Genomic DNA, 18,592 nt, shown 5'->3' with positions numbered 1-18,592 from the left:
GCCGCAGCAAGCAAGCCTTCCTTCAAGTTTGCGTCAATGAGCGGAAACGGTATCGAGTCCGGTCGATTTCACTTCTGGCTGGACGGCGGGCGAAGCGAGATAGTCGAGCAGAGCTTTTGCTTCTTTCGGATGCTGCGCGCTGACCGGAATGCCGGCCGCGAAACGCGTGACTGACTGCAGCGATTCGGGAATCTTGCCGACGAACGTCGCGCCCTTGACAGGCAGCAACTCGCTCACCTGCTGAAAGCCGATTTCGTAGTCGCCGTTCGCCACGACCGAGGCCACTGGAATGCGCGGGATCATCTTCGCCTTCGCTTTGACCTGATCCTCGATGCCAAGCTTCTTGAACAATTCCCGCTCGATATAGACACCGCTGGCGCTGTCCGAGTAAGCGATCGACTTCGCATGCAGCAGCGTCTGCCGGAGCCCGTCTACGGAGCTGATATCGGGCTTCGTCGCACCTTCGCGCACGACCATGCCGATACGCGAATCGGCCAGCTCGACCCGCGATCCGGGGACGACCTTGCCTTTCTGGATCAGATCGTCAAGCGCATATCCGACCATGATGACGGCGTCCGCCGGCTCACCACGCTCCAGCCGGTTGGGAATCGCTTCGGGCGATTTGCCCATCGACGGACCGAGCGCGGTGTCGAGCGCGTTGCCCGTCTCCGCCGAGAATTTCGGGCCGAGCACTTTGTACGCCGCAGTGAAGCCGCCAGAACTCATGACGTGCAGATCGGCGGCGTGCACGTTCGCCGCGGCGGCCGAGGTTGCAACCAATGCTGCGGCGCACAGTTTTCGAATCAGGTTTCTCATGATCGTAGTGGTGTCGGAATGAGGGTGTATCTGTAAGCGGAGCGAGACCGGATCAGTGCGCCGGAGTCAGCGTCGTTGCGCGGCGGCGATACAGTGCGAACGTCGCCATCAGCGCGCATGCAGCGGCAAAGCTCATCCAGTAGCCAGGTGCGGCCTTGTCGCCGGTCATGTGAATGAGCGCCGTGGAGATCGCCGGCGTGAAACCGCCGAACACCGCCGTTGCGAGACTATAGGCGAGCGAGAAGCCCGCGACGCGTACTTGTGCCGGCATCACTTCGGTCAGTGCGACGACCATCGCGCCGTTATAGATGCCGTACATGAACGAGAGCCAAAGAAGCGCGAGCAGCATGTTGAGGAAGCTCGGCGCGTGCGCGAGGAGCGACAGCGCCGGGTACGCAGTCGCGATGGCGAGCACCGTCATCGCGACGAGGAGCGGCCGGCGGCCGAGCTTGTCGGAGAGAGCGCCGCCGATCGGCAGCCACACGAAATTCGACACGGCGACACACAACGTCACGAGCAGACTGTCGGCGGTGCTCAGGTGCAGAACGGTCTTGCCGAAAGTCGGTGCGTAGACGGTGATCAGATAGAAGCTCGCGGTGGTCATCGCCACCAGCATCATGCCTGCAATCACTACGGTCCAGTTCTGGACCAGCGTGCGGAACACTTCCTTCATGCTCGGACGATGCTGGCGCGCTTTGAACTCCTCGGTCTCCTGCAGGTTGCGACGCAGCATGAAGATGAACGGCACGATCATGCAGCCGACGAAGAACGGAACGCGCCATCCCCAGGATGCAATGGTAGCGGCGCTCATCGACTGGTTGAGCGCGAAGCCGAGGGCTGCGGCCACGACGATCGCGACCTGCTGGCTCGCGGACTGCCAGCTCGTGAAGAAGCCCTTGCGGCCCGGCGTGGCCATTTCGGCGAGATACACCGAGACGCCGCCCAGTTCCGCGCCCGCCGAGAAACCTTGCAGCAGCCTCCCGATCAAGACGAGCGCCGGCGCCAGCAGGCCAAGCGTTGCGTAGCCCGGCACGAACGCGATCAGGATGGTGCCGCTCGCCATGATGGAGAGCGTGACGATAAGACCTTTGCGGCGACCGACGTCGTCGATGTACGCGCCCAGCACGATTGCGCCCAGCGGTCGCATCAGGAAACCGGCGCCGAAGACCGCGAACGTCATCATCAATGAGGCGAATTCGCTGTCGGCCGGGAAGAAGACCTTGGCGATCTGGGTGGCATAGAAGCCAAACAGGAAGAAGTCGAACTGCTCGAGAAAGTTTCCGGCCGTTACGCGGAAAACCGCCGCGGCCTTTGAACGGCCCGACGAAAGGGTAGAGGGCGAGGGGTGCATCGTTGTCTCCTGAAATCCCGAAAGATGCTGTGGTTCCGCTCTTTGTGGATTCGCGAATATTGGCCCTTGCCCGGCAAAACGATAAGTGCAATCTTTTTAACGATTGATGTTCATTGGTTATCAATCGGCGCTGTGTCGACTCTGCCTGGCCAAGCAGCGTGGTCGCGGCGCAATTCTGCGATCATTGCTGACAATCTGAACTGCTGGAATGAGCATGGAACTTCGGCATCTTCGCTATTTCATTGCTGTTGCTGAGTTGCGCAGCGTACGGGCGGCGTCCGAGCAGCTGCACGTCACGCAACCGGCGATTTCCCGCCAGATACAGGATCTCGAAGACGCCATCGGCGCCGCGCTGTTCGAGCGCACGCCGCGCGGGCTGAAGCTGACGCCCGCCGGCGATGCGTATCTCTCGGAAGCACGCGAGATCCTTGCGCGGGTCGATGCCGCCAACCGCCTGGCGCGGCGAATCGCATCCGGCGTGCAAGGTCACCTGCGCATCGGTTTCGTTGAAAACGCCGTGTGGAGCGGCCCCGTTTCGAGCGCGTTGAGCGCTTTCGAACAGGCAGCACCGAATGTCGCACTCGAACTCACGCCGATGAACACGCCCGAGCAACTCGACGCGCTCGCCGCGGGACGGCTCGACGGCGGCTTCTGCTATCGCTTCGGCGCGTTGCCGGAAGGCATCGCGAGCCTGCATGTGCTCGATCAAAGCGTGGTGCTCGCCGTGCCGCAAGCGTGGCCGCACGGCAGCGCAGGCGCGGTCAGCGCACATGAACTCTCCGGCAGGCCGTTCATCGCGTTCCCGCGCCGCGTCTATCCTGCCTACTACGATCGTCTGCTGTCCGCCTGCGCCGAACGCGGGCTCACGCTCGATATCAGACAGGAGGCGTCGACGGAAACCGCGATACTTTCGCTGGTTTCGGCAGGGATGGGCGCGGCCATCGTCAATGCCGCGAATCGCGACAGGCCGCCCGCACGAGTGCGTTTCGTCGACTTGCTGGACCTGGAGATTTCCTTGCCGCTCGAATTCTGCTTCGTCGCACATGAGGCGGCGCACGCAGCGAATCCCACGCTGAAGCGTTTTCTGGACCTGCTGACATAGCGGCCGGCAAGCGATGCCTGCAAGGCATCGCCCGGAGCAGAAAACGGCATTGGCCGGACGTTTTTTCGTCGCCGATAGTAAAGGCACCCCAAGCTCTTTACTGTTCGCGCCATGTCCACTTCTGCTTCGCTCATTGCTACCGATATCGACTTCGAACGTTCCGGCTTCCAGACCGGCACATTGCGTCTGCCGTATTCGCACGACCGCTCGGCATACGGCCACGTGCCGATCCCGCTTGCCGTGCTCAACGCTGGTGCTGGTACGGGCCCGACCGTTCTCCTGACGGGTGGCAATCACGGCGACGAATACGAAGGACCGGTCGCGCTGATGAAGCTGATGCAGCGCATGCCGTCGATGACCATACGCGGTCGCCTGATTGTGATACCGGGTCTGAACTTTCCAGCCTTCGTCAACGGCACGCGCACGTCGCCGATCGACCGCGGCAACCTGAACCGCCTGTTTCCTGGTGCCCGAAATGGCCAGCCGACGGAAATGATCGCGCACTACGTCGAAAGCGAACTCCTGCCACGCGCCGATGTCGTGATCGACCTGCATGCCGGCGGCGCGTCGTTCGAGCATGCGCCAACGCTCCTCGCGTCGCCGCCTGCCGACGGCGAGCGGCACGCGTTGTATATGGACCTCGTGCGCGAGTTCGGCGCGCCGAACACGATGATCATGGACCTGCTCGGCGAAGACCGCACGTTCGCGGCCGCAGCCGAACGCCACGGCAAGCTTTTTCTGTGCGGCGAGTTCGGCGGACATGCGGGCTGCGACGCCGCGAATCTGGCGATTGTCGAAAGCGGCTTGCAGCGCGTGTTGGTCCGGCTCGGCGTGGTCTCCGACACTCAGCCGGCACCGGCCGGCAAAACGCGCTTTCTACGCGTAGAAGGCGCGCGTGCATACGTGTATGCGCCGCTTGCGGGTGTATTCGAACCCGCGTTCAGACTCGGCGATCAGGTGCGCGAGGGTCAGTTGGCGGGGCGTCTGTACGATCCGCACCGCCCGTGGCAGGCGCCGGCCGATATCGCGTTCCGCAGCGACGGCATGGTCATTTGCATGCGGACCTTTGCACGCGTGGAACCCGGCGACTGCATCGCGCTACTCGCTGCACGAGCCAACGCAGATTGAGCCAAGTCCATCAACGCCGGAGACCGCGCATGAATGTTCACCCTGTTTCAACCCAACCCGCCGATGTCGTTGCACGTACCGGGTCTTTCGATAGCGTGCGCCATCCCGTGTATGTCGTGCTGCTGTTCTTCGTCTGTTTCGCATTTTCGTATCTGGACCGCCAGGTCGTCAGCATTCTCGTACAGCCGATCAAGCAGTCGCTCGCGCTTACCGATACGCAGATCGGCCTGCTGCAAGGATTTTCATTCACGATGTGCTACGCAACGGCAGGTGTGTTCGTCGCGAGGCTCGTCGATCGCGGCAACCGCGTGAAACTGATCGCCGCATGCATCGCGATCTGGGCGATCTCGACAATGGCGTGCGGCTTCGCGACCAACTTCACGGAACTGCTGCTCGCCCGCGCCGGAACGGCGGTTGCCGAGGCCGCCTTGAGTCCCGCGGCGCTGTCGATCTTCAGCGACATCTTTGCGCCGCGCCGCGTCGCACGCGCGAGTAGCGTGTTCATGCTCGGGCCGTATGTAGGCGGCGGCGCCGCGCTGTTCGGCGGCGGTATGTTGTTGTCGGCGGCAGCTGCGGGCGACGGCAGCGCGTGGCTCAGCGCACACGGCTTTGCGCCGTGGCAAGCGGTGTTTGTTGCCGTGGGATTGCCCGGCATTCTGCTGGCCGCGCTCGTCGCGTTCACGGTTCGCGAACCGGCGCGGCTCGAAACCAGCATGCGTGGAGCGCAGGCGCAGAACGAGATGCCGTCGCTGCGCGACGTACTCGCCGAACTGTTCGTGCGCAATCGCTTCTGCCTGCCTTACTTTGCGGCCTACGTCGCGCTGATTACGCTGTTCTACTCGCACGCCGCATGGTTCCCGACCTTGCTGATGCGCCATTTCCACCTCGCACCGAAAGCCGTTGGACAGATGGCGGCACCTGCGTACATGGTCGGCGGTATTCTAGGGGTGGCATGCGCGGGAATGCTCGCAACGCGCGTCACCGACGACACCACCTTGCGCAAAGTGCTCGGCTTCTCCGCGTGCGCCGTTGCCTTGCTGGTGCCCGCCGCGATCGCGATGCCGCTCGTCGCGAGCAGCAGCCTTGCCATCGTGCTCTATGGCGTCAGCGCTTTTACCGCCAGCATCGCAATGGGACTTGCACCCGTGCCGTTGCAAATCGCCGTGCCGAACCGCATGCGCGGCCGTTCGCTGGCGCTGCTCGTCTTCATGACCAATGCGATCAGCGGCGGCGTGGGGCCGCTGTCGGTTGGCTATCTGAACGAACGGCTGGGACACACGGAAACGAGTCTTGGAAGCGCGCTGGCGATGGTCGGTGGCGTGTCGGCGCTCGTCAGCGCGTTACTCTATGCAGTGGCGACCCGGCGCGTTCGCGCTGCGACGGCCGAGTGAAACGCGCACTGACACACATACTAAAACCTGCATTCGAACCGAAGAGAACGGATTGCCATGAAACCCGCCTCACAAGTCCATCACGTCGGCGCCGCGACCATCACGCGGGTCGATGAAACCGGCTTCGCGCTCGCGCCGAACCTGTTGTTCCCGGCGTGGAGCGATGAAGATGGTCAGGAGCTCGAGGAACGCTTCGCCACCGAAAGCCTGGATCTCACTAACGCGCGAGTGCCGTTGAAAACGCATCTGTGGGTCGTGGAAGTCGGCGGGGTGACGATGGTCGTCGATACGGGCATCGGCAATGGCAAGTCCCGGCCGTTCAGCGCGCTCTTCGACAAGCTCGATAATCCCGTGCTCGAACGCTTCGAATCGGCCGGCTTCAGGCGCGAGGATATCGACTACGTGCTGCTCACACATCTGCACGTCGATCACGTCGGCTGGAATACGCATTGGCAGGACGGTCGATGGACGCCCGTGTTTCCGAACGCGACCTACGTATTCGGCGAGCGCGAACGCGACTTCTTCGCTACCCCGGAAGGCGCATCGCGGCGGATGGTGTTCGACGACAGTGTGCTTCCGGTCATCGCGTCCGGTCAGGCGCGTGCCGTGCCGGATGCAGGTGCGGAGATTCTCGACGGCATCCGCTTCCTGCCGACTTTCGGCCATAGCATCGGTCACATGGCCATCGAGCTCCGTTCGCGTGGCGAGACCGCGCTTTTTTCCGGCGACGTGATGCACAGCGCGGTGCAAGTGCATCGGCCCGAATGGAATTCAATGTTCTGTCTCGATCAGGAGCAGGCCCGCGCTTCACGCGAGCGTCTGCTCGCACATGCAGCGGACACGGGCGCGACGGTGTTTGCCGCGCATTTTGCCGAGACATCGGCGGGGACCGTGCGGCGCGTCGAAAAGGGTTTTGAATGGCGCTATGCGTGAGGGCGGGGACACCGCAGCGCGCGAAGTATGGCGTCCCTTCCGATCACGGAATCTCTCGTGTCGATGGTCTTGAAGCTGGCGACGCCGACGCAGAACTGGTGAAAGCCAATCATGAGCGATAAAGAACAGCGCGAAGCCAGCCGGCAGAAACCGGTATCGCCATCAGCTTGAAACTACTGCCGATTCACCGCTTTCAAAGCCGCGATAAACCTTGAACCGTTTTGGCAGGCAACTATGCTGTAAATGAGCCGGAGTGCAGTGCTTAAAGAGCTTCCCGCTCGAATCGACCGCCCCGCAGGACGACGGTCAACATGGGCTAGCGCTGACGCGGCGGCCCGGAACCGCAACGGTGTACATCATGCGTTCTGCTCGTTTCTGGACGGTGGCAGGCCTCTTTGCGCTGTGCGCGTGGAGTACGGTTTGCGCCGCAGCTGGACCGGCAACCAAGGCTTCGGCTGCGTCGTCGCCGTCCGTGCCTTCCAAACCGGTGCCTGCGAGCCCGCCGCGCCGGATCGATCTGACAAACAAGCCCTGGCGCGGCGATTTCGACGCAATGCTCGAACGCCGCGTGATCCGCGTGCTCGTACCTTTTAGTCGTACGCTGTATTTCAATGACCGGGGACGTGAACGAGGATTGAGCGCAGATTTCGTGCGCGATTTCGAACGGTACGTCAACAAGACCTACGCCGATCGACTCGACAAGCGCCCGATCACCGTGTTCATGATTCCGACGACGCGCGATCGGCTGCTGCCCAGCCTCAACAGCGGCATGGGCGATATCGCCGTTGGCAACCTGACCGTCACCGACGAGCGTCTGAAACAGGCCGACTTCGTCACGGCGCGCGCCCTCAAGCCAACCCGTGAGCTGGTACTGACGGGGCCGAAATCGCCGGAATTGTCGAAGCTCGACGATCTAAACGGAAAGACGGTTCACGTGCGCCGCTCCAGTAGCTACTACGAAAGTCTGAGTGCACTTAACGGCCGCTTCCAGAAAGCCGGTAAGCCGCCGATGCGGCTTGTGCTGTTGCCGGATGCACTCGAAGACGAAGATGCGATGGAGATGCTGAACGTCGGTCTGCTTCAGATCCTGGTGGTGGACGACTGGAAGGCGCGGATGTGGGCGCAGATGCTGCCGAATGTGAAGGTGCACGACAACATGTCAGTGCGTGAGGGAGGCTATGTGGGTTGGGCTATTCGCAAACAGAGTCCCAAGCTCAAAGCTGTGATCAGCGATTTTTACGACAATTTCATCACGAAGCAAAGCGTCGCTGAGGTTCGCCTCAAACAGTATATGCAAGGCATCAAGCAGATCCATAACAATGCTGAGAGTGCCGAACTCAATCGCTTCAATCAGACGGTGGCCTTATTCGCGAAGTACGGCCAGCAATACGGCTTCGATCCGCTCATGCTCGCGGCCCAGGGTTATCAGGAGTCGCAGCTCGATCAGCAGGCCAAGAGCCGCGTGGGAGCCGTCGGCATCATGCAATTGATGCCGGCCACGGGTAAGGAACTCAATGTCGGGGACATCCGGATAACGGAGTCGAATATTCATGCCGGCGCCAAGTATCTCGATCGACTCATGACGCGTTACTTCCAGGACGCGCACTTCTCCGAGGTGGACCGCCCGCTGTTCGCGTTCGCGAGCTATAACGCCGGACCCGGAAGCATCGCGAAGATGCGCAAGGAGGCCGCGGCCCGCGGCCTCAACCCGGACGTCTGGTTCAACAACGTCGAGATCGTGGTGGCAGAGAAGATTGGCATTGAGACAACCACGTACGTGCGAAACATCTACAAGTACTACGCGTCGTATCGCCTGCTGATGGACGCGCAGGCGCAGCGAACCCGCGCGGAGCAGCAACTGGGCCGCCAACCTTGACGTTCGGTGAACGCCTCGCGGGGTTGCTTCGGGCCTGCTCAACCTCGTTGCGTACCGGTGACTACTTCGCGACGACGCCGAGTTGCTGCAGGAAGGTCAGATTGTCTTCGAGATGCCAGTTGTCCGTGATCTTGCCGTCGCGAATGCGGTAAATGTCCGTCGCGATGAAATCCACTTTTTGGCCTTTGCCCTGAGTGCCGTTGAAGGTGCCGGTGAAGTGGCCGGTGAAATGCAGATGCGTCACGACGCGATCGCCGGCCACGATCATCTGCTCGACCGACGCCTTAACGTCGGGCACGGCCGCATGGAACGCCCTGGATGCTGCGAGCGGCCCGGCGATGCCTTGCGGACGGCCGGGCGGCAATGTGCGATCGGTGAAGTTCTCCGCCAGCGCGGCGCGGGCCTGCGCTTCGTCGCCGATGGTCCAGAATGTATCGTAAGTCCGAGCGGCGCGAATCTGCGCATCGAGCTGCTTCTTCGGAAGCGTGTGATCGACAATCAACGTTTGCGGCTTTACGAGGTGGTCGTCAGGAGCGGACGTCGCGGCTGCGGTCGCAGGTAATGCGGCGGCAAACAGCATGACGGCCGAAGCAGCGAAAGCGGCACCGACTTGCGAAACGAACGGGAGAGCGCGGGACATGATTGTTCTCCGGATGTGTAGGTGTGGTGAGAATCGGTTTTGAGTTGCTCGGTGGCCACGGAGCGCTGCGAACCGGATGCATTCTCTATTCAGCAGGGCCTTGTGATAATTGGTCTAGGGCTTGATTGTTTTTCAACCAGAACTGAATAATTTCTCGCCTCGAGAAGGCGCAAAAAGCATAGGTATCGGCATGCATCGGCGACGCGGGTGTCTATTCTTCAGACACTACGACCAACGCGTGTCAGGTCAGCTCTGCAGTCGTCGTCAGCCATTCCGCGCCTCGCGCGGAATGGGGGACCGACATCCTCCAAACTACCTCGGCCCGCGCGGGCGCAATGCGCGCCGACAGTCAAAACAGACGCCTGTGGCTCGGCATGGGCAGCTGGTCAATAGATGGCGAACGCCTGGCGGCAAGCGCATGGACCTCGCATGAAGCAAATGCTTCGGTGAGAATCGTTTCAGCTGTTCACCTTAGGGAGGTCAGCGATGAAATGCTCCATTCGTGCAAGGCTTATCCGGTCTGCCTGGATCATGCTGCTTGCCGTACCTTATGCAGCATGGGCGCAATCTCAAACAATAGTCACGATCGCTGGCACTGGGGTGCAAGGGTACGCTGGCGACGGGGGGCAGGCTACATCAGCGCTCATCGCTCCAGAGGGTCTGTCTGTCGACCACCACGGCAACCTGTTTGTTGCCGAACCGGTGAACCATGTGGTCCGGCGTATCGACCACGCCACGGGGATCATCACCACCTTCGCGGGCACCGGTCAAACGGCCTATAACGGCGATGGGTTGGAAGCAACAGCTACAAACCTCGACTATCCACAAGGTGTAGCGGTCGGCCCAGACGACGATGTATATATCGCCGATTATGGGTCGACCAGCCGCATCTTGCGCGTCGATCATCACACGCTGACGATTCACACGGTTGCCGGAGGAAGCCAACGTGGGTTCTCCGGAGACGGAGGACCGGCAAGTGCTGCGTTGATCAACGCGACGGACATCGCCTTCGATCGCGACGGAAACCTCGTCATCAGCGATTCTGGCAACCAGCGCATTCGGCGCGTCGATCGACGCACCGGCATCATCGCGACAGTGGTGGGCGGTGGCATAAATGGAGCGGGTCCGGCCAGCGGCCCCGCGGCGGAAGCCGGCTTCCTCTACTACATCACGACGGCGTTCAACCGGCGCAACGACATGTTCTTTGCCGACGCTGGTCTTAACACCGTTCGCGAACTCGACAGACAGCGTCAAACATTTACGACAGTCGCAGGGGTCTATCCGGGGACGACAGGAGTACCTTTTCAGTCGGGCTACAACGGTGATGGACAGCCTGCCACACAGGCGCTACTGAATTATCCTTCGCATATTGCGGCCGATTGCGCAGGAAACCTAACCATCAGCGATAGCGCCAATTACCGCGTGCGGCAGGTAGACCGGGAGACGGGAACCATTGAGACTATCGCCGGCACGGGTACGGCGGGCTACTCGGGTGATGGAGGTCTCGCCATTCAGGCTATGCTCATGCAGCCACGGGGCCTCGCGTTCGCGCGTGACGGTGCCCTGTATGTCGCCGATGGTCTCCGGATTCGCAAGATTGCCGGGCTACCGGGCCATCATCGCTGGGATTGCCGCGACAACCGTCGCTACGGTCTTGACCGCGACGGTCGTGACGATGACGACGACCACTGAGGAAATGTGATCGGCCGAAATTCGCTGTGCGCCGCTAGCTGCAGTCGGTCAGTTTTTAGCGGTTCGCTCGAGTCGTAGGGCGGCTACTCGAAGGGTGCCGCGGGGGGCGGCACTTGTTGCCTTGGTCCGTCTTCGCGGATCAGCGCAATTCGAGCCACAGCGGTTGATGATCGGACGAACGGCTATTCTGGTCCACGTCACAATCCACGATGCGCGGCTTCAGATCTTCGGTGACAAAAACAAAATCGCATGCGAACGGTCCGTCGGACCATTGCTCGTGATCATACAGACCGACTGTGGCAGCCCGCGGGGCACCGGGGTGCGCGCAGGCCCATGCGTCGGCGAAGGCGGGCGCGCCAGGAATCGGCTCCAGCATCCTGCAATAAGCAGAACCTTCGAACGCGCTGTTGAAATCGCCGCACACGATGGCAGACATAGGACGTGCAGTGTCGGCGAACGGACTGTCCAGTTTTTCCGCTTGCGCGGGACGGCGCGCATGGTCGCACGCTTCCTGATGCAATTCGTGCAGCCTCGTCACTTGCGCCAGCCGCTGTGCTTCGGAGTAGAACTCAAGATGAGTGCTGATGGCGCGCAGCGGGCCAATATCGGTTTCGATAACGGCTTCGAGAGCGACACGCAGCATCGACGGCTTGGCGGGGTCGGCCGGCCACGGGAGCGAATGACGCAGCACCTGCTTGACAGGCAGTCGGCTCACGATTGCATTACCGAACTGACGCCGCTGTCGTGCTGGCCCGATAGGCGGAAGATCGGAACCGATCGCATCGACCACCGTCGCGTCCGGCAGCAACGCGGCGAGTTCGGCGAACTGGTCGGCAGAGGGGCCGCCTGCCAATCCACCCTGCGCCTGTCCCTCATGAAAGCCGCGCGTGACTTCCTGAAGGCTCAGGATGTCGAAATCGCACAGCGCCTTTGCCTCGCGCACAATGCGGGCGAGGTCGACGCGGCCGTCTACACCGCGTCCCCACTGAATGTTCCAGTCGACGAGACGCATGATGTCCTCCTGCAGAAGCCATGACTCACAGTTTACTGCGGCGGCGTCAAATGGATAAGCCGTTAGTGCCCAGGAAACGACAAAGTGTTTGCATGGTGGCGAGCGCGCCTGCCTCATGGACGTCAAGCACGATGCATGATTCAAAGCAACCGGTACGCGAGTCGCGCGGCCGCTCTCGCGGTGCGTCTGTCCTGATCGAGCGTCGGGTTGTACTCTGCAATATCCGACGCGCGGAGCTTGCCCGAAGCCCGCACGCGCAGCACCATCGCTTCAACCACCGATAGCGGTACGCCCAGCGCAGCGGGTGCCGACACGCCCGGCGCCGTGGCGGCCGGCAACACGTCGAGATCGATTGTCAGATATACGTCATCCGCCGCGTCCAGCAACTTCTGAAGCTCATTCAGACGCTGCGGCAGTTGCGTTTCCTGCATATCGACGTCTAACACGTAGTGCACGCCGAGTCGCTCCGCATGTGCGAATAGCGACGCCGTATTGCCGAGATCGCTGATGCCGAAGCACACATAGTTGAACGACACCCCTCGTTCCTCACAGTCAAGCGCGATCTGATCGAACGGCGTGCCTGAATTCGCGGGACGCTTCTGACGCAGATCGAAGTGAGCGTCGAAGTTAATGATTAACAACTTGCGCGATAAGAGCAGCGTGGCTTGATTCCCGGCTTCACGCTGCTGATGCAACCGTAAACCGCTATACGTGCCCCACGCGACCTCATGACCGCCGCCGAACACCAACGGGCGCCCGCCGCCCGCCAGCACCTCGCTGACCACGTGGGCCAGTTCCGCCTGCGCGGCTTCGAGGTCGCCGTCATCGCACACCACATCGCCTGCGTCGGCAAGCGCGGCGATCGCCGCTTTGGCCGGCAAGCCTGCCAGCACACGGCGCAATTCCTTGGGCGCATGCGCTGCGCCGATCCTGCCTTGATTGCGGCGCACTCCTTCATCAGAACTGAAGCCCACGATCACCGGCACATCGCGCTGCACCTGCTGCGCGCTACCGAACGGCGTCACCTGATTGAAAACACGCCGCGTGTCGCCGGGCTCGCCGTCGTCGGAACGGCCTGCCCACACCTTGCCATCAAATGGGACTCTCATGCGCGTGACAACACCGCCTGCAGGAATGCGCGTGTGCGCGGCTGCGATGGCGCAGAGAAAATCTCCGCGGGCGGTCCTGCTTCGACGATCACACCGCCGTCCATCACGACCACCACGTCGGCCACTTCCTTCGCGAAGCCCATTTCGTGCGTGACGACCACCATCGTCATGCCTTCGCTCGCGAGCAGCTTCATCACTTGCAGCACTTCGCCGACCAGTTCGGGATCGAGGGCAGACGTCGGCTCGTCGAACAGCATGACCCGTGGCTGCATCGCTAGCGCGCGAGCAATCGCAACCCGTTGTTTCTGACCGCCCGACAGACTCGCCGGCATCACATCCGCCTTGTGCGCGAGCCCGACTTTCTCCAGCAACGCGATCGCAGCCGCTTCGGCCTGCGCCTTGCTGGCGCCACGCAACATGCGCGGACCCACGGTAATGTTATGCAGCACCGACAGGTGCGGAAACAGATTGAACGACTGAAACACCATGCCGACTTCGGTGCGCAGCGCATTCAGCGAGCGCTCCTTGAGCATCGCACCCTGGTCGACTAGCCGATGCCCACAAATGTCGATCGTGCCGCGTTCTGCCTGTTCGAGTCCGTTACAGCAGCGTAGAAATGTACTCTTGCCCGAGCCGCTCGGCCCGATCACCACCACGACCTGCTGCGGATGGATATCGAAATCGATGCCGTTGAGCACGGTATGCGAGCCGAACGATTTGGTGAGCCCGCGAATGCTGACGATAGGCTCATTGACTTTGGCCACGGTATTCATTGCACCATTCCTCCAGCACGCAAGCGGCGTTCGACGCGATGCAGCGCGTAATTAGTCGCCTGTGTCAACACCAGATACACCAGCGCGATGGCGAGATACACCTCTAGCGAACGATAGGACACGCTGATGATCTTCTGGCCTTCATGCATCAGATCGTCGATTGTCAGCAGCGACACCAGCGCCGAGTTCTTGATCAACGCAATGAATTCGTTGCCGAGCGGCGGGATCATGCGCACGATCGCCTGCGGCAGAATGATCGCGCGCATCGCCTGCCCGGACGACATGCCGATCGAACGCGCCGCTTCCATCTGCCCGCGATCGACTGACTGGATCGCGCCGCGCACGATCTCGGATACGTAAGCCGCCGAATACAGACCGAGCCCCAGCATGCCGCACAAAAACGCCGGCAGCAGAATGCCGAATTGCGGGAGGCCGAAAAACAGCAGGAAGAGTTGCACAAGCAACGGCGTGCCGCGGAAGAACGTCAGGTACGCGGTGCAGAACCCGTACACGATGCGCCGCTGCGGCGTCAGCCGGCCGATGCCGATCAACAGACCAAGCACGCAACTGAGCGCGAGCGACGCGGCGGTCACTTCGACCGTCACTATCGCGCCGTGCATGATGTCCGGCCAACCGGCAATCACCGGCGAGAAGTCAAGTTCCATTTGGTTTGTCCGGCCGTTTATTGAGCACTCGCGCCGAACCACTTCTTGACGATCGCCGCATACGTGCCGTCAGCCTTGATCCTGGCGAGCGCGGTGTTGAGGTCTGCCTTCAACTGCGGCTCGTCTTTGCGCACGGCGATGCCGTAGGCTTCGGTTGTCAGCGTTTTGTCGAGTACGCGGAAGCCGGCCCGCGTTTTCGCAACTTGATACGCCGCTGGCTTACCCGTCACAGCAGCGTCGGCACGGCCGATGCCTACCAGGTCGAACATTTCCTGGTTCTTCTCGACCTCGACGCGATTGATTTGCGGGAAGTTATCGCGCAGGAAATTCACCGACTTCGTGCCCACCTGCACTGAGACTTTCTTGCCGTTCAGATCGGTTACCGTCTTGACCGGTGAATCGCTTTTGACCAGCACGGCCAGACCCCCCGCGTAGTACGAATCGGTGAAGTCGACCACTTTCGCGCGCTCGTCGGTAATGTAGATGCCGGAGATCGCAGCGTCGAAACGATGCGCGATCAGGCCTGGAATCAGCCCTTTGAAGTCAATGTCGGTCCATTGCACGCGTTTGCCCATTGCTTTCGCGAGCGCATTCATGAGGTCGACGTCGAAGCCGGTGCGCGCACCGTTCTCGGTGTACTCCATCGGCGGGAAAGTGGCGTCGGTGGCAACGTTCAGTACATCCGGCGTTTGTGCTGACGCCGCGCCGGAAAATCCGCCAAACGTCACGGCGAACGAGATGCATGCGAGGGACAACAGTCGTTGCAGCTTCATGGAGTAGGTTCCTTGTGGTTTTATCAAGTCGTGCGGTTAAGTCGAGCCCCGAATTGAAGGGCGAAATTGAAAACGCTTCGTCCCGTTAGTCGGTTTGCATATGCTCGGAAATGGCGCGGGCCGTACGTAGCGTCCCGTCGATGAATTGGGTTTCTCGTCCGATGGCGCGCGTCGATGGCGCCATCAACGTGATCGACGCGCCGCTACCGGTGCCGCGTCCACTGTGATGAAAGATCGGGGCGCTGACGCCCCACACGCCCGGGTCGACTTCGCTGTCGCTGACGGCGTAACCCTGGGCTCGAATCTGTTGAAGTTCTACTTCGATCGCGGCGCGGCCGACGGGGTCGTTGTCGAACACGATGTCGAGCACTTCGGCGCGCGCCCTGCCGGCCATGAATGCCAACAGGCATTTCGCCGAGGCACCCGCCTTGAGAGGCACGGCACGGCCTTTCTCGAACGAGCAGCGCAACGAATGCTGGCTGTCGACCATCTCAAGACACATCACCTGATGCCTGACCGCGACCACCAGCCCAATGCTTTCCTGCGACGCGCGCGCGAGCTGCTGCATCTCACTGCGGCTCGCTTCGACAAGCAGTGAATTCACATCGAAGCCAAGCGCGAGTTGCAAGCTGATCGGACCGGGCGCGTAGTACCCGGCGTTTTCGGCGACGAAACCCCAGCGCTTGAGCAGCGCGATCTGACGGTACAGCGTGCTCTGCGCAAGCCCGGTTACGGCCAGCAGATCCTTGACCGACATCGCCTTGCCGTGACTGGCGAGCGCTGCCAGCACCAGCAACACGCGTTCAGCCCCCGTCACACCCTGTTCAACGTTCACGATTACGCGGCCCACGACCTATCAAGAGCGCAGAATGCCAGACGATTCTCGAATTTCAAAAATGATATTCCCACTCAATGGGAACAGTAGGGCAGGGATTTCCCTTGGGGCGGGCATCGGGACGTGCCAATCGTCGTGCCTACTACTCCGCCGTAAAATAGCTTCGCCTGTTACAGCGAACGGCACGAGGCGCTATGAAAACGCGTACACGGTTCGTTACCGCAATATTGACGGTGCTCGTCGCAATTCCGGTGCTCTTTCTCCCATTGCCGCGGCGGATCGAGTTCGATACGCGCATCGTTACCGTTGCGTCGATACAGCGCCCGCCCTCGGTAGTGTTCGACTATGTCACGACGCCGGCTCACTGGCCCCTCTGGCATCCGTCATCGCTCGCGGTCAGCGGATCGGTGGACCATCCCCTCGATGTGGGCGAGCAGGTGACGGAGGAGTTCAGGGTGGCGGGGAGGCGCGGCCGCGTTGTGTGGACAGTCGCTGCACGTGTTCGGCCGAGCAAATGGGTGATAACAGGCAAGATCGACGGCAGATCGGCCGGCACAGTCACTTATTCGCTGACATCGACCGTGAGCGGAACCCGTTTTGAACGTGACTTCACTTATCGCGCGCCGTCGTTATGGTTTGCGATATTGAACTGGTCCGTGCTGCGCGCGCGGATTCAGTCTGAATCGGATACGGCAGTCCTGCGACTCAAAAGCCTTGTGGAAGCATCACCGCAGCAGTAGCAACGTCGCTCGACTGGCGCTACGACCTGCGGTCTCACGACCGGACTGAACCCTGGCGTGCAAGTCTGCCAGCCTCATTCCCGCCTCCTCCCACTACCTGTCTCCCGTCAGCAAACTCACGCGCAACATTCGTTGGCCACCACGCAACACAATTCCGCGCCCGCGTGCAGCGCGGTCCTCTGCACGCCCGCTACATAAGCTACTGGGCGCAATGGCACGGTCGATGCGTAATAAACGCCACCCAGTCGTGCACTTACCAACATCCGTTGAATCGAGGTGCGTCATGTCGAATGTGCAGAGCCAACGTCGACCAGTGAACTGGCGAAGCCGGCCTTTTCGCGTGGGCGGCCGTTCAAAGCGCCATACGGCAAGGCGCGACTTCCCGGTGGGATTGGTGCCGTTCGGATTGCGGGCCGCCGGCTTCATCGGACGAGGCCCGAAACAATTGTGGCCGTATGTTTTGCCGTGGGTTTTCGCGGTGCTCACTATCGGTTTTTTCTGCCTTGTGGTGCGCGGCGTACTCACGCGGCAATTGCTGGTGCCGCCCGTCGAAACGCCGCAGTCGCTGGTGGAACGCGGCTATACATCGCACTTTCTCGCGGAACGCATCATGTCTTCGATGCGAGCCATCGGTCAGGACGCCGAGTCGATTCCGCACGACACCATGACAGACAACGACGCACAACCGGACATTCAGATACCCGGTCAGGAGATGTCGTATGCAACCACCGTGCGCTTCATCAAAGGCGTCATCAAGCGCACGGACGTGGTCGTTCATGTCGGCATCACAAAGGTCAACGGCAGCGCGGATTTTTACGTGGCGCATGTGCAGATTGAAGGCGGTCCGTTTAATTCCCGCGAAAGCACCGTGTCGTTCGAAGGACGCGATCTGGAGAAGTTCGTACATGACATCGCAGTCAAAGCCATGCGTCTTGCGGAGCCGAATATTCTCGCTAGTCATCTCTACTCGCAAGTGCAGAAAACCAGGTGTTCGCTCGCGCAATGCGACTACGGCGAGATTGTCGCAATCTACGACGAAGTGCTCGCACTGCCCGCCTCCGAGCAGGGCGAATGGGCGCTCGCCGGCAAAGCGTGGCTGCTTGCCGATCAGGGGCTGTCCAAAGAGGCCGAGCAGCAGACACGTGAGGCGCTGACCTTGTACCAGCATTCAGCGGTGCTGCACGCAAGCCTTGGCATTGCACTCGAACAGCAGCATCGCATCGACGACGCACTTGAAGCCTTGCGAGCCGGCGCGAGCGAGAAATCGAAGACGGCGGAAAACTTGCGTCTTCTCGGCGACGTGCTGTTGCACGCGAATCGCTATTCCGAAGCCCTCGATGCGTTCAAGCAGGCAGACAGAATGAAGTCAGACTCTGTCGACAACCTGCACGATTGGGGCGAAGCACTCGTCACTGTAGGCCGCTACGACGAAGCCATCGAAAAACTCTCGCGCGCCGTCGCACTTCGCCCAGATCTGGCGCCCTCCTACGCGGAATGGGGCCGGGCGCTGGATCGTAAGGGCGATCTGTCCGGCGCGTCGCGCAAATACGCTCAAGCGTTGCAACTCGACGCCGGGACTTTGTCGGTGCGCGAAAGTCATCTGGCGCGCCTTGCCAGAGCGGCGCAGGGAGGCGATCGCCCAGACCCGTCGAAGCCCAATGACGGAGTCAGGCCTGTTGCGATTCCGCCCGCCTCGCTTGCGTTGCAAACCGCGTAACGAATACCCGGCCATGAAGATGGCTTAGTCCCGCAGTAC

At 61.3% G+C, this 18,592-nt stretch carries 17 protein-coding genes; 8 read left to right on the top strand and 9 right to left on the bottom strand.

Going from position 1 to position 18,592, the window contains the following annotated elements; genetic code table 11:
- Positions 1–33: 33 nt before the first annotated feature.
- Together J2W46_RS10415 and tcuC are read right to left on the bottom strand one after the other, a co-directional pair.
- Positions 34–816: a substrate-binding domain-containing protein gene (locus J2W46_RS10415; RefSeq protein WP_310353420.1), complete on the bottom strand. Its 783-nt coding sequence runs from the start codon at positions 814–816 to the stop codon at positions 34–36.
- Between the two features lie 52 nt (positions 817–868).
- The gene (tcuC, locus tag J2W46_RS10410) at positions 869–2,167 is read right to left on the bottom strand and encodes an MFS transporter (RefSeq protein WP_020068383.1); all 1,299 of its coding nucleotides are present in this window, start codon (positions 2,165–2,167) and stop codon (positions 869–871) included.
- A gap of 214 nt (positions 2,168–2,381) precedes the next feature.
- On the opposite strand from tcuC, the gene J2W46_RS10405 reads away from it, so the two are divergent.
- The 5 genes from J2W46_RS10405 (at position 2,382) to J2W46_RS10385 (ending at position 8,597) form a co-directional block, all read left to right on the top strand.
- The gene (locus J2W46_RS10405) at positions 2,382–3,269 is read left to right on the top strand and encodes a LysR family transcriptional regulator (RefSeq protein WP_310353418.1); all 888 of its coding nucleotides are present in this window, start codon (positions 2,382–2,384) and stop codon (positions 3,267–3,269) included.
- Between the two features lie 111 nt (positions 3,270–3,380).
- A complete protein-coding gene (locus tag J2W46_RS10400) occupies positions 3,381–4,397 on the top strand; it encodes a succinylglutamate desuccinylase/aspartoacylase family protein (RefSeq protein WP_131316938.1) in 1,017 nt (338 codons plus the stop codon).
- A 29-nt stretch (positions 4,398–4,426) separates the two neighbouring features.
- The gene (locus J2W46_RS10395) at positions 4,427–5,788 is read left to right on the top strand and encodes an MFS transporter (RefSeq protein WP_310353416.1); all 1,362 of its coding nucleotides are present in this window, start codon (positions 4,427–4,429) and stop codon (positions 5,786–5,788) included.
- A 57-nt stretch (positions 5,789–5,845) separates the two neighbouring features.
- Positions 5,846–6,721 (top strand): MBL fold metallo-hydrolase, encoded by an 876-nt coding sequence (locus J2W46_RS10390; RefSeq protein ID WP_310353413.1) that lies wholly within the window; start codon positions 5,846–5,848, stop codon positions 6,719–6,721.
- A 358-nt stretch (positions 6,722–7,079) separates the two neighbouring features.
- The gene (locus tag J2W46_RS10385) at positions 7,080–8,597 is read left to right on the top strand and encodes an MltF family protein (RefSeq protein WP_310353410.1); all 1,518 of its coding nucleotides are present in this window, start codon (positions 7,080–7,082) and stop codon (positions 8,595–8,597) included.
- A gap of 61 nt (positions 8,598–8,658) precedes the next feature.
- Here J2W46_RS10385 and J2W46_RS10380 read toward each other — a convergent pair whose 3' ends face one another.
- The gene (locus J2W46_RS10380; protein ID WP_310353408.1) at positions 8,659–9,237 is read right to left on the bottom strand and encodes an ester cyclase; all 579 of its coding nucleotides are present in this window, start codon (positions 9,235–9,237) and stop codon (positions 8,659–8,661) included.
- A gap of 486 nt (positions 9,238–9,723) precedes the next feature.
- Between J2W46_RS10380 and J2W46_RS10375 the strand changes: the two genes are divergently transcribed.
- The gene (locus J2W46_RS10375) at positions 9,724–10,929 is read left to right on the top strand and encodes an NHL domain-containing protein (RefSeq protein ID WP_310353406.1); all 1,206 of its coding nucleotides are present in this window, start codon (positions 9,724–9,726) and stop codon (positions 10,927–10,929) included.
- Between the two features lie 139 nt (positions 10,930–11,068).
- On the opposite strand, the gene J2W46_RS10370 is transcribed toward J2W46_RS10375, so the two are convergent.
- From J2W46_RS10370 to J2W46_RS10345, 6 genes are all read right to left on the bottom strand, one after another.
- Complete coding sequence (locus J2W46_RS10370) at positions 11,069–11,941, bottom strand: endonuclease/exonuclease/phosphatase family protein (RefSeq protein WP_310353405.1); 873 nt, start codon at positions 11,939–11,941, stop codon at positions 11,069–11,071.
- Between the two features lie 140 nt (positions 11,942–12,081).
- Complete coding sequence (gene hutG, locus J2W46_RS10365) at positions 12,082–13,050, bottom strand: formimidoylglutamase (RefSeq protein ID WP_310353403.1); 969 nt, start codon at positions 13,048–13,050, stop codon at positions 12,082–12,084.
- Positions 13,047–13,823 carry an amino acid ABC transporter ATP-binding protein gene (locus tag J2W46_RS10360; RefSeq protein WP_020068393.1) on the bottom strand — a complete coding sequence of 259 codons (777 nt, stop codon included), beginning with the start codon at positions 13,821–13,823 and terminating at the stop codon, positions 13,047–13,049. Before J2W46_RS10360 ends, hutG begins: the two co-directional genes overlap by 4 nt.
- Positions 13,820–14,488 (bottom strand): amino acid ABC transporter permease, encoded by a 669-nt coding sequence (locus tag J2W46_RS10355; protein WP_020068394.1) that lies wholly within the window; start codon positions 14,486–14,488, stop codon positions 13,820–13,822. The genes J2W46_RS10360 and J2W46_RS10355 overlap by 4 nt, the downstream gene beginning before the upstream one ends.
- 17 nt (positions 14,489–14,505) lie before the next feature.
- The gene (locus J2W46_RS10350) at positions 14,506–15,261 is read right to left on the bottom strand and encodes a transporter substrate-binding domain-containing protein (protein WP_087753759.1); all 756 of its coding nucleotides are present in this window, start codon (positions 15,259–15,261) and stop codon (positions 14,506–14,508) included.
- Positions 15,262–15,346: 85 nt separating this feature from the next.
- Complete coding sequence (locus J2W46_RS10345; protein WP_027804693.1) at positions 15,347–16,096, bottom strand: IclR family transcriptional regulator; 750 nt, start codon at positions 16,094–16,096, stop codon at positions 15,347–15,349.
- 194 nt (positions 16,097–16,290) lie between these two features.
- On the opposite strand from J2W46_RS10345, the gene J2W46_RS10340 reads away from it, so the two are divergent.
- On the top strand, positions 16,291–16,836 hold the full coding sequence (locus J2W46_RS10340; protein ID WP_310353396.1) for an SRPBCC family protein: 546 nt from the start codon (positions 16,291–16,293) through the stop codon (positions 16,834–16,836).
- 283 nt (positions 16,837–17,119) lie between these two features.
- Positions 17,120–18,553 carry a tetratricopeptide repeat protein gene (locus tag J2W46_RS10335; RefSeq protein WP_310353393.1) on the top strand — a complete coding sequence of 478 codons (1,434 nt, stop codon included), beginning with the start codon at positions 17,120–17,122 and terminating at the stop codon, positions 18,551–18,553.
- Positions 18,554–18,592: the final 39 nt, after the last annotated feature.

It is taken from the genome of Paraburkholderia strydomiana (genome assembly GCF_031456815.1).
GTDB lineage: Bacteria > Pseudomonadota > Gammaproteobacteria > Burkholderiales > Burkholderiaceae > Paraburkholderia > Paraburkholderia caledonica.
The sequence above is the reverse complement of the archived record's forward strand: the minus strand, read 5'-3'. Positions and strand labels throughout refer to the sequence as shown.